Annotated in this window: 15 protein-coding genes; 10 read left to right on the forward strand and 5 right to left on the reverse strand. The window is 43.7% G+C overall.

The features are described 5' to 3' along the window. Nucleotides 1-20 precede the first annotated feature (20 nt). From FTV34_RS07315 to FTV34_RS07360, 10 genes are all read left to right on the forward strand, one after another. Complete coding sequence (locus FTV34_RS07315; RefSeq protein ID WP_180069649.1) at nucleotides 21-1,736, forward strand: alpha-keto acid decarboxylase family protein; 1,716 nt, start codon at nucleotides 21-23, stop codon at nucleotides 1,734-1,736. 43 nt (nucleotides 1,737-1,779) lie between these two features. After that, the gene (locus FTV34_RS07320) at nucleotides 1,780-3,162 is read left to right on the forward strand and encodes an amino acid permease (RefSeq protein ID WP_159123120.1); all 1,383 of its coding nucleotides are present in this window, start codon (nucleotides 1,780-1,782) and stop codon (nucleotides 3,160-3,162) included. A 194-nt stretch (nucleotides 3,163-3,356) separates the two neighbouring features. After that, the gene (locus FTV34_RS07325; RefSeq protein ID WP_180003469.1) at nucleotides 3,357-4,385 is read left to right on the forward strand and encodes a substrate-binding domain-containing protein; all 1,029 of its coding nucleotides are present in this window, start codon (nucleotides 3,357-3,359) and stop codon (nucleotides 4,383-4,385) included. 105 nt (nucleotides 4,386-4,490) lie between these two features. Next, nucleotides 4,491-5,870 (forward strand): phosphate ABC transporter permease subunit PstC, encoded by a 1,380-nt coding sequence (gene pstC, locus FTV34_RS07330; protein ID WP_180003467.1) that lies wholly within the window; start codon nucleotides 4,491-4,493, stop codon nucleotides 5,868-5,870. After that, nucleotides 5,870-7,261: a phosphate ABC transporter permease PstA gene (pstA, locus tag FTV34_RS07335; RefSeq protein WP_180033326.1), complete on the forward strand. Its 1,392-nt coding sequence runs from the start codon at nucleotides 5,870-5,872 to the stop codon at nucleotides 7,259-7,261. The genes pstC and pstA overlap by 1 nt, the downstream gene beginning before the upstream one ends. Before the next feature lie 13 nt (nucleotides 7,262-7,274). Beyond that, on the forward strand, nucleotides 7,275-8,192 hold the full coding sequence (gene pstB, locus FTV34_RS07340) for a phosphate ABC transporter ATP-binding protein PstB (protein ID WP_218946477.1): 918 nt from the start codon (nucleotides 7,275-7,277) through the stop codon (nucleotides 8,190-8,192). A 205-nt stretch (nucleotides 8,193-8,397) separates the two neighbouring features. Then, nucleotides 8,398-8,640 carry a hypothetical protein gene (locus FTV34_RS07345; protein WP_180069651.1) on the forward strand — a complete coding sequence of 81 codons (243 nt, stop codon included), beginning with the start codon at nucleotides 8,398-8,400 and terminating at the stop codon, nucleotides 8,638-8,640. Nucleotides 8,641-8,778: 138 nt separating this feature from the next. Further along, nucleotides 8,779-9,741 (forward strand): protease SohB, encoded by a 963-nt coding sequence (gene sohB, locus FTV34_RS07350; RefSeq protein ID WP_159123126.1) that lies wholly within the window; start codon nucleotides 8,779-8,781, stop codon nucleotides 9,739-9,741. A 109-nt stretch (nucleotides 9,742-9,850) separates the two neighbouring features. Further along, the gene (locus FTV34_RS07355; RefSeq protein ID WP_180069654.1) at nucleotides 9,851-10,273 is read left to right on the forward strand and encodes a hypothetical protein; all 423 of its coding nucleotides are present in this window, start codon (nucleotides 9,851-9,853) and stop codon (nucleotides 10,271-10,273) included. Nucleotides 10,274-10,335: 62 nt separating this feature from the next. Further along, nucleotides 10,336-10,575 carry a hypothetical protein gene (locus tag FTV34_RS07360; protein WP_159123128.1) on the forward strand — a complete coding sequence of 80 codons (240 nt, stop codon included), beginning with the start codon at nucleotides 10,336-10,338 and terminating at the stop codon, nucleotides 10,573-10,575. A gap of 59 nt (nucleotides 10,576-10,634) precedes the next feature. On the opposite strand, the gene FTV34_RS07365 is transcribed toward FTV34_RS07360, so the two are convergent. The 5 genes from FTV34_RS07365 to FTV34_RS07385 all read right to left on the reverse strand — a co-directional run bounded on the left by FTV34_RS07365 (nucleotide 10,635) and on the right by FTV34_RS07385 (nucleotide 15,176). Next, entirely contained in the window at nucleotides 10,635-11,270 is a 636-nt protein-coding gene (locus FTV34_RS07365) for a DUF2238 domain-containing protein (RefSeq protein ID WP_125278405.1), read from the reverse strand. Nucleotides 11,271-11,361: 91 nt separating this feature from the next. Beyond that, nucleotides 11,362-12,750: an adenylosuccinate lyase gene (gene purB, locus FTV34_RS07370; RefSeq protein ID WP_004782649.1), complete on the reverse strand. Its 1,389-nt coding sequence runs from the start codon at nucleotides 12,748-12,750 to the stop codon at nucleotides 11,362-11,364. 57 nt (nucleotides 12,751-12,807) lie between these two features. Next, nucleotides 12,808-13,539: a high frequency lysogenization protein HflD gene (gene hflD / locus FTV34_RS07375; protein WP_004782648.1), complete on the reverse strand. Its 732-nt coding sequence runs from the start codon at nucleotides 13,537-13,539 to the stop codon at nucleotides 12,808-12,810. A gap of 7 nt (nucleotides 13,540-13,546) precedes the next feature. Continuing rightward, nucleotides 13,547-14,686: a tRNA 2-thiouridine(34) synthase MnmA gene (gene mnmA / locus FTV34_RS07380; protein ID WP_034703632.1), complete on the reverse strand. Its 1,140-nt coding sequence runs from the start codon at nucleotides 14,684-14,686 to the stop codon at nucleotides 13,547-13,549. A 4-nt stretch (nucleotides 14,687-14,690) separates the two neighbouring features. Continuing rightward, a complete protein-coding gene (locus tag FTV34_RS07385) occupies nucleotides 14,691-15,176 on the reverse strand; it encodes an NUDIX hydrolase (RefSeq protein ID WP_180069657.1) in 486 nt (161 codons plus the stop codon). Between the last annotated feature and the right edge of the window lie 265 nt (nucleotides 15,177-15,441).

The raw sequence follows: 15,441 nt of genomic DNA on the forward strand, positions 1-15,441 counted from the left end.
AAGTGATAGGGAAAATAATAATGTTTATGGAAATTGGTCAGTACCTTAATCAGCGCCTGCAAGAACTAGGAATTCAGCATATTTTTGGTGTGCCAGGTGACTTTAATCTCTCCTATTTAGAACAGATCGAAATTGATCCAAAACTGGAATTTATCGGTAACTGTAATGAGCTAAACGCAGCCTATGCAGCAGATGGTTATGCACGTCTGCATGGTGTCGGTGCTTTACTCACCACTTATGGTGTGGGTGACCTGAGCGCGATTAACGGCATTGCAGGTGCATATGCCGAGCAGGTTGCCATGGTGCATATTTCCGGTATTCCGCCTTTACATGCCGTAGAACAGGGTGCTTTGTTACACCATACCCTGATCGATGGTGATTATGACAATATCATGAACTGCATGCGCGAATTTACCGTGGCACAGACGCGTTTGACTCCAGCCAATGCAGTGAGTGAAATTGACCGGGTATTAAAGCAATGTATTTTGATGCGTCGACCGGTTCATATCCAGCTCCCTTCAGATATTACCCATCTCCAGATTAAAGTGCCAAAGCAGCCTCTAGATCTGAGCCGACCCCAAAGTGATCCAAAACTTCTGCAAGAAACTGCGACACGGATAGCCAAACGCATCAAACAGGCACGTCAGCCAGTTCTGCTCATTGACAATGAAGCTGAAATTTTCCAGCTTACCGATATGCTGCAAAATTGGGCTGAGCGCATGCAGATTCCCTATACCTGTCTGTCTACTGCCAAAAATATCATGAATGAAAGTCACCCCTTATATGCGGGCGTTTATGCAGGTGCAGCAAGCGCAGCATCGACTTGTCAGTTGGTAGAGCAGTCAGATTGCCTGATCGCTATTGGGCCACGTTTTACCGATGTTGCCACAGCATTTTTCTCACATCGTGTATCCGCACAAAATATGTTGTATCTGGCAGATTCCTGTCTTTGTCTGGATGGGCAGATGATTAGTGGACTGGATTTAGCTCAATTGATCCAAGCCATCTCAAAACAGACTTTAGATGATCAGCCACGTACTTTTAATCCTGCACCAAAACCACTTTTACAAACTCAGCAGCTCGAAGAAAATACTGCGCTTAGTCAAACCGCACTCTGGCAGCAGATTTCTGAGTTCTTACAGGAAGATGATGTGATTGTGGCAGAAGTGGGCACTGCCAATGCAGGTTTATCAGGATTGACCTTGCCGGTGACTGCCAAATATCTGGTTCAACCGATCTGGGGTTCAATCGGTTATACCTTGCCTGCTTTGCTTGGCAGTATGCTTGCTGCACCGAAGCGCCGTCATCTGTTATTTATTGGGGATGGTTCGATTCAGCTGACCATTCAGGAGCTTTCTACCTTATTAAGAGAAGGCTTAAAACCTGTAATTTTTATTTTAAATAATGGCGGCTATACCATTGAACGTTTGATCATGGGTGAAAATGCCAAGTACAACGATATTCAGAACTGGCAATACAGTCAGTTTGCCCAAGTCTTTTCTGCTGATACTCCGCATCAGGCTCATATAGTGAAAACCCCGGCAGAATTAAAGCGTACACTCGCACAAGTTCATCAGGCTGAGGAATTATGTCTGATTGAACTGCAACTCCCACGTATGGATGCACCACAACGTTTAAAACAGTTTGCTGAAGTCGTGGCACGCTATGACTATGGTGAATATGGTTATAAGCAGCTGGTTGAGCAGAATACACCTCCCTACAAAAAGGCAATCTAGCAAAATGTAGAAATTAAAAAAATTGTTCACAAGGAGTGACAATATGGATGTTGAAGATCATCAATTAAAAAAACAGCTTTCCAACCGGCATATCCAGCTAATCGCCTTAGGTGGAGCGATCGGTACAGGATTATTTTTAGGTTTATCACATACAATTCAGCTGGCAGGCCCATCAGTGCTTCTGGGCTATGCCATCGCTGGCATCATTGCATTTCTGATCATGCGCCAATTGGGTGAAATGGTGGTGCATGAACCGGTCAGTGGTTCATTCAGTTATTTTGCCAATAAATACTGGGGCAAAAAAGCAGGCTTTATTTCAGGCTGGAACTATTGGGTGCTCTATGTCTTAGTGAGTATGGCTGAGTTGAGTGCAATTGGTACTTTTATTCAGTTCTGGTGGCCGGAGATTCCGACCTGGCTCACGGCACTGGCATTCTTCCTGCTTATGAATGGGATCAATCTGGTCAATGTCAAATTTTTCGGTGAGAGCGAATTTATATTTTCCATGGTCAAGATCATTGCCATTTTAAGCATGATCGGATTCGGGATCTATCTGCTGTTTAGCGGTTCTGCAGGAAGTCAGGCCAGTGTGACAAACTTGTGGCAGCATGGCGGATTTTTCCCTGAGGGCTGGTCGGGTTTTATGATGGCACTTGCCGTGATTATGTTTGCATTTGGTGGGCTGGAGCTGATTGGTATTGCTGCTAGTGAAACCAAAAATCCAGAAAAGACCATTCCAAAAGCAGTCAATCAAATTGTCTACCGTGTACTCATTTTTTATATTGGCGCCATAGGTGTGTTGCTATGTCTCTATCCATGGAATCTGGTGGCGCAAGGCGGTAGTCCGTTCGTAATGATTTTCCAGTCATTGAATAGTCACGGCGTGGCCAATGTCCTTAATTTTGTAGTTCTAGTTGCTGCACTTTCGGTCTATAACAGCTGTATTTATTGTAATACCCGTATGTTATTGGGTCTGGCTCAGCAGGGTAATGCACCGGCATTCTTAAAGAAAATTAACCGCCGTGGTATCCCGGTGAATGCTGTTCTATTCTCGGCAGCAGTCTCCGGTATCTGTGTATTAATGAATTACCTCATGCCGGGTGAAGCTTTTGGTATTCTGATGCTACTGGTGGTTTCAGCTCTGGTGATTAACTGGCTGATGATTTCACTGACCCATCTGAAATTCAGAAAAGCCATGCAGGAACAGCAGCAGACGACCGCATTCCCAAGTCTGTTTGGCCGCTGGAGTAATTACCTGACGATTTCATTTATCATCATGATTTTAATGATCATGAGCTTTACCAAAGAAATGCAGATTGCTGTTGCATTGGTGCCGGTCTGGTTGCTGTTTTTGACGGTGATGTATGTGATGAAATATCGCAGGAAACCTGTGCTCTTGCCTGAATCTACTGAACCCACCACTTAAATAAAAAGGCCCTGAACAGGGTCTTTTTTCTATTATATTGTCTTAATCAGGTGACGGATTAATTATCATAAAACCGTCATAAAGCTGTAACCCGGCTGTCATATTCCAAAATCAAAATGTAAGTATCGAAAACAGGTACTCAACTGAATCAAAAGTGGTGTACTCGAAATTTTAATAAATGAGAGAGATCCAGAATGCGCTTAACAAATATAGCAATCTTAATTGCAGCGGGGGTAGCGGCATCCACGACAGCGAATGCAGCACGTGACACTATTCAAATCGCAGGTTCTTCTACTGTTTTACCTTATGCCAGTATTGTCGCTGAAGAATTTGGCAATACTTTCCCTCAGTTTAAAACACCAGTCGTTGGTTCAGGTGGTTCATCTGGCGGCCTAAAACAGTTCTGTAATGGTGTAGGGGACAATACCATTGATATTGCCAATGCCTCGCGTCAAATCAAAAGTGCCGAACTGGCAGAATGTAAAAAGAATGGTGTTAACAAGGTACTAGAAATCAAGATCGGGTATGACGGGATTGTCTTTGCATCTAATTCGAATAAAGCCGCTTATAAATTACGACCTCAGCATGTTTATGCTGCTTTAGCTGCGCAGTTACCTTCTAAAGGGAAAATGGTGGCTAATCCATATACCCGCTGGAACCAGATTGATCCAGCTTTGCCGAATGAACCCATCACTTTAGTGATTCCGGCTTCAAATCATGGCACACGTGAAGTCTTCCAGGAGAAGATGGTGGATGCAGGCTGTGAAACGTATGCTGCAATTAAGTCTCTAGATAAAGATGCCAAGAAAAAGGCGTGTAGCACCTTCCGTAAGGATGGACGCGTCATTGAAATATCAGGTGACTATACTGAAACCCTGGCACGTTTAAAGACCTCACCAAGTGCAGTCGGTGTCTTTGGTCTGGGCTTCTATGACCAGAACCGTGATCGTCTGCGTGTAGCTACAGTCAATAACGTGGCACCTTCTGAAAAGACCATTTTAAACGGTGCTTATCCGGTATCTCGTCCATTGTTCTTCTATGTCAAAGGCGAACACCTGAAATCAATCAAAGGTTTGCAACAGTTCACAGAGTATTTCCTGAATAAAAAGGTATCGGGTAAGGGTTCCAAGCTGGAAAAAGCCGGCTTGATTTCAATGTCAGACAAAGAACGTGCAGCAGTGCTGGCAAATTTTAAGGCTGCAAAAGCCGTAGTAGTGAAATAAAACAGGATTTAGGGAAATGCTGGTGACAGTCGACCTGTCATCGGCTTTTCATGGCAAGCAAGTTTTTTCACAGACTAAAATCCTGAAAAGAACCATGGAGAATACATGAATCTGCTACTTATAGGTGTGTTACTGGCTTTAATTGCCATCGCCTATCAAATCGGATTAAGTAAAAGCCGGAAACTAGCAGGTCAGGGCAATAATTCTGCGATGCTACATTCACGTCCTGGATATTATGGCGCGCTCGTAGCTTTGTGGTGTGGACTTCCTGCATTTTTGATTCTGATGGCATGGAACATTGTTGAACCTAGCCTGCTGGAACAGGTCGTAATTAAACACCTGCCTCATGATGTTTTGACTCATCTGGATCAAGCCAGTCTGAGTGTGGTCATAGATCGTGTACAGGCATTGGCTTCCGGTTTCGGTGTCAGTGATCAGCCGGCTGCTTATGAACTTGCAGCAGCAGAACAATTAGCTAAATTTTCTACCATCGGTACTTTTGCCAAACTGGCAGTTGTCATTTCTGTGGCTTTGGCCGGTCTGGTCTGGGCAAAAAAACGGATCAGCCAGAATTTTCGTGCACGGAATCAGGTCGAAAAGATCATGAATATCGGGCTGGCCTTGTGTTCTGGAGTAGCCATCCTGACCACACTCGGCATTGTGATGTCGATGTTTGGCGAAGCCATGCGATTCTTCAGCTTTGTCAGTCCACTGGATTTCTTCTTTGGCACCGAATGGGATCCGGGTTTTAGCACCACGGGTCATGCCGAAGGCAGTTATGGATTATTGCCATTGCTGTGGGGAACATTGATGGTCAGCGGGATTGCATTACTTGTTGCAGTCCCCTTAGGACTGATGATTGCGATTTATCTGGCCGAGTACGCATCACCACGCTTCCGAGCTTGGGCAAAGCCGACCATTGAGGTTTTGGCTGGAATTCCAACGATTGTCTACGGTGTTTTCGCCTTAATGATTCTGGGGCCATTTCTTAAAAGTCTAGGTGCTTTGGTCGGTATTGATATTAATGCCACCAGTGCGCTTACTGCTGGCTTCGTCATGGGCATCATGATTATTCCATTCGTGTCATCTTTATCAGACGACATTATTACCCAGGTACCACGTGCCTTGAGGGATGGTTCTTTAGGTCTGGGCGCGACCAAATCTGAAACGATTCGTCAGGTCGTATTACCAGCCGCTTTACCCGGCATTATTGGCGCTTTTTTGCTGGCGGCATCGCGGGCCATTGGTGAGACCATGATTGTGGTACTCGCAGCAGGAAACAGTCCGCAACTGCATGCCAATCCGCTGGAAGCAGTCTCAACAGTGACCATTACTATCGTCAATCAGCTTACGGGTGATACTGACTTTGCCAGTCCGCAGGCGCTGGTGGCTTTTGCGTTGGGTCTTACCCTGTTTGTCATTACATTAGGGCTGAACATTGTTGCACTGTACATCGTGCGTAAATATCGAGAGCAATACGACTAATGAGTACTTCAAATACAACGCCTGTAGATCAGCCTATTGATCCATCTGTGGCTGCTGAGCAACGTGAAAAGCGCAGGAAGACCATTCAAAGCTCTCTGGCACGACGTCATCGCAAAGAAAAAACCTTTCGTGTCATGGGGCTTTCTGCCGTATTGGCTGGTTTGTTCTTTGTGGTAGTTCTTTTCGGCAGTATTTTGGGCAAAGGTTTGCCGGCATTCTGGCAAAGCAGTATGAGCTTGCCGATTCATTTTGATCCAGCCATTGTCAATATTAATCCTAAACCTAAACAGGCTGCGGGAGAATCCCAGGCACAATTTGAACAGCGTATGGTGGATTGGCAAATGCAGGTCGGTCTGGTTGACTGGGATGCCTTGATTGTAAATGGCATGATTGCCAAAGACAGTAAGCTGGAAAGCCAGCGTGATGAACTGGGCTATTTATATACCAGTTCAGAAGCGTATCGTCTGCGGGATATGGTACTGAATAATCCGGCTCTGGTCGGTCAAACCAAAGACGTAAAAATTCTGGCAGATGCCAATGTTGATGTCTGGCTGGCTGGCAATATTGACCGCGATCTGCCCGATGAACAGCAACAGCTCAGTCCTGAAGTCCGTCAGCTTGCGGATGATATGAAAGCTGCCGGAATCATAGAAAGTAGCTTTAATACCAATATCTTTACCAGTCCGGACTCGCGCAGTTCACCTGCTACCTCAGGTCTCGCAGGCGCATTTATGGGCTCATTGTTCATGATGCTGATCGTGATCTTTATCTCGATTCCGATCGGGGTAGCATCGGCCATCTATCTTGAAGAATTTGCACCAAAGAACTGGATTACCGATGTCGTAGAAGTGAATATTAATAACCTTGCAGCAGTTCCTTCCATTGTCTTTGGTTTACTCGGTGCAGCGATTTTTATTGGCTGGATGCATTTACCACTGTCAGCACCGTTGGTGGGTGGTCTGGTATTAAGTTTGATGACACTACCGACTGTGATTATTACTACGCGTGCATCACTTAAAGCCGTACCGCCATCCATTCGTCAGGCAGCATTAGGCTTAGGTGCATCACGCTTGCAAACCGTATTTCACCATGTTTTACCGCTTGCACTACCAGGTATTTTGACGGGGGCGATTATTGGTGTGGCACAAGCACTGGGTGAAACGGCCCCGCTATTATTGATCGGGATGAGTGCTTTTGTCGCAAGTGTACCGGCTTCACCATTTGATCAATCCACAGCATTGCCGGTGCAAATTTTCCTGTGGCAAGGCAATGAGCTACGTAACTTCTTCGAAGGACGTACTGCAGCAGCCATTATTGTACTTCTGGCCATGATGATCAGCCTGAACAGCTTAGCCATCTGGTTACGTAAGAAATTTGAAGTCCGTTGGTAAGGAAGAGCAGAATATGAATACAGCAAATCCAACTATAAATGCCTTAGAAAAGGATCCGTCTGTGAATCCACAACATACACAATTTACCCAAGATTCTGTGACCCAAAAGCCGGCGACTGCTTTTGTTTCCCAGTTTGATACTCAGGCTGAAAACAAAGCACCGAAAAAGTCAGATCAGGTCAAAATCAGTACCTCAGATGTACATGTTTACTATGGTGAAACAGAAGCAATTAAAGGTATTGATCTGAACATCTATGAAAATGAAGTGATTGCTTTTATCGGTCCTTCAGGTTGTGGTAAGTCAACATTCCTGCGTACTTTAAACCGGATGAATGACACGATTGATCGCTGTCGTGTAACCGGTAAGGTGTTGCTGGATCATCAGGATATTTATGACACGAATCTGGATGTGGTATTGCTGCGTGCGCAGGTGGGGATGGTGTTCCAGAAGCCAAACCCTTTTCCAAAATCGATTTTTGACAATGTCGCTTATGGGCCAAAATTGCATGGTCTGGCACGGGATAAATATGATCTGGAAGAAATCGTAGAAAACAGCTTGCGTAAAGCGGGATTATGGGATGAAGTCAAAGACCGTTTAAATCAGCCGGGTACGGGGCTGTCGGGTGGTCAGCAGCAGCGTTTATGTATTGCACGGACGATTGCCGTTTCTCCTGAAGTGATTCTAATGGATGAACCTTGTTCAGCACTCGATCCGATTGCAACAGCCAAAGTTGAAGAACTGATCTCCGAGCTTTCAACCCAATACACCATTGCTATCGTGACTCACTCCATGCAGCAGGCAGCGCGAGTCTCTGATCGGACTGCTTATTTCCATTTAGGTGATCTGATCGAAGTCAACTCGACCGAGAAAGTCTTTACCCAGCCAGATCATCAGCTCACTGAGGCCTATATTACCGGGCGTTTTGGTTAATCAGTCTTATCTCAAGAAAGAAGGGCTAAAAAGCTCTTTTTTTTATATCCAAAAGTAACCAAAGAATAGAAGATATATCAATTGAATCAGTGAAATGTGGAAAAATAAACCGAATCCTATTGTGCCCTAAATTCTTATAGAATATGCCGTCTTTGACATGGCAGAGCTGTCAAAAGATAGATGTTAAGAAAAGGTTGCATCCGCTATGGAAACACTCAAAAAGATGTCAGTTTTTCTGATGCTGCTGATTGCATTAAGTTTAAGCATGGGTGGTCTGTGGCATCAATTACAAGGCGGCAGCATGTTTTATACACTGATTGGATTGCTGTATGGACTCAGTTTGAATTTCTATTTTAAAAAGCAGGAAAAAGCCTTATATGCGAATTCTGCTGTATTGCTGGGTGTTATTCTCTGGGCAGGTTATCAGCATGGCATCAATCTTTTATAGTACAAATTATTTTTGCTCTACTAGAGCCCCATGGATACTGCTCTGTTTCAGCAATTAAACAACAATATTCTATTGAAAAAAAATCATTTGACCTTATCTTAAATTGAAACCTATATAAATAATTGAGACCCGATTTTTATGTTATTTCATACCCCCAAATTACCCGCTGAAATCCGTATTAGTCACTTGAATGCGCGCATTAATGAGCAACGAAAAAAAATAGCGCAAACAACTTCATCTAAACTGGAACTTTTGCAATTGAGCCAGCAATTGTCAAAAGAAGCGCGTGCGCGTAAGAAAACTAACCAGAAAATCTATGTGCTCGATTTTAAAGGTGATATGGCTGCGTCTGCAGTAGAAAGCCTGCGTGAAGAAATTACCCTGATTCTATCTACAGCAAAAGCTGGTCGTGATCGTATCATTGTACGTTTAGAAAGTCCGGGTGGTATGGTACATGGTTATGGTCTTGCAGCTGCGCAACTGGTGCGCTTACGTGAAGCGGGTTTCCATGTGACCATCTGTGTCGATAAAGTGGCAGCCAGTGGCGGTTATATGATGGCGTGTATTGCAAATGAAGTGATTTCTGCGCCGTTTGCGATTGTGGGTTCAATTGGGGTAGTGGCACAGGTGCCGAACTTTAACCGTCTGCTGAAAGAAAACAAGATCGATTTTGAACTTTATACTGCGGGTCAATACAAACGTACGGTGACCATGTTTGGTGAAAATACCGAAGAAGGCAAAGCCAAGTTTGAAGAAGAATTGCAACAGACACATGCCTTGTTTAAACACTTCGTGGAAAAATATCGTCCACAGTTAAATGTTGAAAAAGTGGCAACGGGTGAACACTGGTATGGTCAGGATGCCCTAGACCTGAATCTGGTAGATAAACTGCAAACTTCCGATGAATATCTGCTAGGCCTATTACCACAACATGATGTGTATTTAATCCAGACCCGTAAAAAACCAACGCTGGGCGAAAAACTAGGTTTGCAAGCAGCACAAATTGCAGATTCTTTTATCCCTGCGGTGATGAATAAAGTAGTAGATACATTAACCAAAGCCAATTCAAATCTGGTACAGATGCGTGATCCTAAACTTTAATTGGTTATTCAGTTATGAATCTAAAAGCTCACTTCGGTGGGCTTTTTTTATGATTTAAAATCAAAAAATTGTGCTATAAGTAACTGACTTATAGAAGTTTCTCATTTATATGCTCACGTTTCTTTTACTATTCGGCTTATTCAGTATCATTTTTATTCCGATGCTATTTATGCTCTATTCTGAAGCGAAATTAACCACTGACGAATCGAAGAAGATTTTATTTTGGCTCAGCTTTCTTCCGGGCACTTCAATCTTTTTACTTTACGCATTTTTAAAGCCAGATGCTCCACCAGTTAGTCCTTCGAAGGACTGTGGCGTGATTCAATTTTACCAATTCAATGCTCGTCGTGGTGGTTACTTTGAGCGTGTCAGCATCCGCTTTGATGGTGCTCAATATAATCGTCATCTATTTTTTGATAAGCATCTAAAGAAAATTCCTCAAGGTCAAAAAGCCTGCTTTGAATATTTAGATAAGTTCAAATATCCGCATTTGGCAGAATCTAAGCTGGTTAAATGGATTGAACCTTCATAAATATCAGCCATGGTTACTGCTCATCAGCTAAAATGAAGCATATTTCCATTAAGAGCAGAAAGATGACCGTGGCTGAAGCATTTTTAGCAATCCAAAATTGTTATTTTAACTATGAATTTGAGGAACTGAATTTAGCGGATGACTTCCCAGAAGAGTTGCCTGTTTCTCTACGTGGAATTATGTACAGACATGAGATTCAATATCCCGATGCCACCTATTATATTTATTACAGCGAGATATTGACGGGTAATGAATTGCAAAAAATGAAAGATGATTGGCAGCGATATTGCCCACTTCCATAATTTAAAATAAGAAAATATAAAATCTAAGTCTTTAATTCCAGCAAATAAAAAAGCTCACTTTAGTGGGCTTTTTTATTTGCTGGAATTAACATCAATCCACCAGTAAACATCGCCCCAACTGTCGCTAATAATATATCTTTATGGGCATCCCACATATCACCTTGCTGGCCGTTATAACTTTCCGCCTGTTCAGGTGATAAGCCAATGGCGATCAGCCATTCAATCCATTCATAAATCAGGCTGGTTGCCATCACAAATTGAATGACTAAAAGAAAAATGGTGAATGGTTTTTGCTGGGGTAACCAGACCTGAAACAGTCGATAAAAAACAGGATAGAGCAACAGGCCAAAAACCAGATGCACAAAACGGTCAAACATGTTGCGAGACCAGCCTATGAGAGCATTTAGGTCAAAGCCAAACAGTGTCTGAATCCAGTCATTATAAGGCACATAAGAATATAGATAATGTGCTGCAACGATATGGATGAATAAAAACAGAATATACAGATTAAAACTAAGAAAACTGAGTCCGATTTTATACAGGCAGAAAATCAGCATACCGATCATAAATAGGGTACCGGTCTGATGCAGTAAATAGGATTGCATTTCCAGAGGCTGAATGCTGGCAACAATGATCGCAGCCACCAAAACCCCCAGGCTGATCAAATGTTTGCCGCTCAATCGATGATCTATCATCTTGTTATCTGTCGTTTTGTTTTAAAGTTGAAAATAATTATAAATAAAAAAAGCGAAGCCGGAGCCTCGCTTTTGGTCTTAATTATCTAAATTAGATTTTAGAAATTAAGTCTTTAATTTGTTTTGCCTGGTCAGCAGCATTACCTGTATAAGTTGCAGGGGTCATTTCAGCCAGACGTGCACGGTCTGCAGCAGGAACTGCTTCAAGCTCATTACCATTCACGAAGCTCACCATCATGTCACGAGTCATCGCTTGACCACGAGTCAGTGCTTTCAGTTTTTCGTATGGTTTTTCAACGTTGTAACGACGCATTACTGTTTGGATTGGTTCAGCCAGAACTTCTTGTGCGTGGTCAAGATCTTCAAGAATACGAGCAGCATTCAGTTCAAGTTTACCGATACCTTTTAAGCAAGCTTCAAATGCGATCAAGCTTTGTGCAAAACCAACACCCATGTTACGCAGAACAGTAGAGTCAGTTAAGTCACGCTGCCAGCGAGATACAGGCAGTTTTTCGCCCAGGTGAGCCAATACGGCATTTGCAATACCCAGGTTACCTTCAGAGTTTTCAAAGTCGATTGGGTTCACTTTATGCGGCATGGTAGAAGAACCCACTTCGCCTTCTTTCAGTTTTTGTTTGAAGAAGCCAAGAGAGATATAACCCCAAACGTCACGGTTAAAGTCGATCAGGATGGTATTGAAACGACGCAGTGCATCAAACAGTTCCGCCATATAGTCGTGCGGTTCGATCTGAGTGGTGTACGGGTTGAAAGTCAGACCTAAAGATTCAACAAATGCTTGTGAATGAGCAGGCCAGTTGATTTCTGGGTAAGCAGAGTAGTGCGCATTGTAGTTACCTACAGCACCGTTAATTTTGCCTAGAAGTTCAACTTGTTTGAACTGTTTGATTTGACGAGCCAGACGGTAAGCCACGTTCGCCATTTCTTTACCCAAAGTGGTTGGGCTGGCAGTTTGACCGTGAGTACGAGACAGCATTGGCTGTTCAGCGTGAGTCTCAGCCAAAGCCACGATTGAATCGATAATTTGTTGCATAGACGCGATTAAAACATCACGGCCATTTTTCAGCATTAAAGCATGAGACAGGTTATTGATGTCTTCAGAGGTACATGCAAAGTGAATGAATTCACCCGCATTTTTCAGCTCTTCAATCCCTGCAATTTTTTCTTTCAGGAAATACTCAACCGCTTTCACGTCATGGTTTGTAGTACGTTCGATCTCTTTAATGCGGTTGGCATCTTCTTCAGAGAAGTTTGCAACAATCGCATCAAGTGCAGCATTGGTTTCAGATGAGAAAGCTGGCACTTCAGTGATTTCAGGACGGTTGGCAAGCGCTTGTAACCAACGCACTTCAACAGTCACACGAGCATGGATCAGACCAAACTCAGAAAGAAAAGGGCGCAGCGCATCACATTTGCTAGCGTAGCGTCCATCTAATGGAGAAAGTGCAGTTAAAGCGTTCATATCGATTCCCTAAATTTTGGAATTAAACGAAAAACGGTGCGCGTACAACAACATGGTTTAGATCACCTGAAACTGTAAGCGCGCGAGATTTTGGATATCCTGTAGCAGCTTGCGCTTGCCAAAAATCATGCCCCATGAACTGCCACCAAGCTGACGCCATAAGTGCGCCATCTGCAGTCCAGTAAAGAGTGAAGCACGGATGCGGTTGGTATGACCGGAATCTTTAAATGCTTCAGCATTGCCACGCACCATGATCCGCGGATTGATCTGTCCGGCGGTATCGACATAGGTCTGAGCGAGATTGGCAATGATGCTGGGGTGCATGTAATTGTTATCGAAGAAGGAGAGCTGTCTGAGGATTTTTTGCTGGGATTGTTCGATGATTTCAACAAACTTGGGATTACTATAGACCTTCTTTTCTAACTGAAGAAGTGCCATGGCATAGGACATTGGAAGTTTGGTCGATGAAAGTTTTGGAAGTCTGGATTTTGGAGACGTATTAAAAGGTTGGGTAATGCTGCTTTCCAGGGTTTTTAAACCGAGGGAAATATCGGCCAGCTGATTAAAGAAGTCTAAGGTCTGGGCATTTAACTTGCCACTTGGACGGATATTTAAACTGGCTTTAATCAACTGCTCAAAATAGAAATTACCGCTTTCACCAATGCTTTGCTGTCCCGTCAATGCAGTCATATGCGTCAGCTGGGTGGCCTGAAAAACCCCCGCTAGCGCCAACGCACGATTTTGACGAACATTCAACGTTGTGGCTTGTTGAAACGGTAACTCCGTCATGCCGAAATCATCCTTTAATAAAATCAGGTTTAGGCGCATTGGTATGATGAATCACGCCACCACCTAAACAAACTTCACCTGAGTAGAATACAACGCTTTGACCCGGGGTCACAGCACGTTGCGACTCATCAAATTCAACACGAACACCATTTGGTGTTTCTGGATCCTTGAAAATAGTACACGCTTGGTCAGGCTGACGGTAGCGGGTTTTTGCCGTACAGCGGAAACCTGATTCAGGAATATCCTGTTCACCGGCTACCCAGTCAATCGCTTCAGACCACAATATGGTACTTTGCATCAGTGGATGTTCATGACCTTGACCCACCACCAGACGGTTGCCTTCGATATCTTTATGCAGCACAAACCAGGCACCTTCTTCCGCGCCTTTCATACCGCCAATACCGATCCCGCCGCGTTGACCGAGCGTATAGTACATTAAGCCGTGATGATCACCAACCTCTTTGCCATCTTCCAGCACGATTTTTCCAGGTTGAGCCGGTAAATATTGCTTCAAGAAGTCATTGAAGCGACGTTCCCCAATAAAACAGATACCCGTAGAATCTTTTTTCTTGGCTGTTGCCAGACCTAATTCTTCTGCAATTTTACGTACTTGTGGTTTTTCAATTTCACCGACAGGGAACAGGGTCTTATTAATTTCACGACCATGAACCGCATGCAGGAAGTAAGTCTGGTCTTTATTATTGTCATAACCACGCAGTAATTGAGCATATTGCTCACCACGTGAATTGGTCATAGTCTCGCCGCGACGACAGTAGTGACCGGTGGCAATAAAGTCGGCGCCGAGATTGATCGCATGATCCAGGAAGGCACGGAATTTAATTTCTTTATTACACAAAATATCCGGGTTTGGCGTACGGCCAGCAGCATATTCAGCCAGGAAATGCTCGAACACGCGATCCCAGTATTCCATCGCGAAGTTGGCAGTATGCAGTTTAATCCCGATCTTGTCGCAAACGGCTTGTGCATCGGCAAGATCTTCCATTGCCGTACAGTATTCTGTGCCGTCATCTTCTTCCCAGTTTTTCATGAAAAGACCTTCAACCTGATAACCCTGTTGAAGGAGGAGAGCTGCAGACACAGATGAATCTACACCACCAGACATACCGACGATGACACGTTGTTGCATAGGATTAGGCATCCAAATTTGAAATTAAGGGAGAATTTTGGTGCTCGTAAATGAGCGATAAAGGATAGCGTTTGCCAGCTTGGGCATCCTGCACGGCTTTAATCACCAATGGGCTGCGAGCACGTGCGGTTTCAACCAGTTCATCCAGCGTCATCCAGACTGCACCGACAATACCGGTATCCAGTTCAGCATTTTCATCATGGCTGATGGCTTCTGCTCTCAAACAGAAACGGAAATAGGTACGATCCGGGAACATCGGTGGGGTATAGGTATAGATGCCGATCAGATCAATGACATTAACCTGATAGCCGGTTTCTTCCATGGTTTCACGAATGGCTGCTTCGACAATGGTTTCACCTGCCTCCACATGGCCTGCTGGCTGATTGAATACGGTATGGGTGACACCTTCAGTATGTTCTTCAACGAACAGGAATTTTCCATTTTTTTCGACGACAGTTGCAACAGTGACGTGAGCAGTCCAAGCGGTCATAAAGGAGCACCATGGAATAAAAACTGTATTCTACAAAATTTAGGCGGCGGTGGCTATGTCGATACTCGGGATTTTAATTTAGATGATTAACAATAAATGTATTTGGCGAAAAAGAAAACGTAGAATATAATGAGTACATAAAATACTAAAACAGTAATATTTGCATTCTACGCTTTAATATAAGAATTTGATTTAAAATAAAATTTAATAAAAATTAGCAGTATTTCATAACAATTAAAATAAATAACAGGCTTTATAGGACAGG

It is taken from the genome of Acinetobacter sp. YH16038, from assembly GCF_013417275.1.
GTDB lineage: Bacteria > Pseudomonadota > Gammaproteobacteria > Pseudomonadales > Moraxellaceae > Acinetobacter.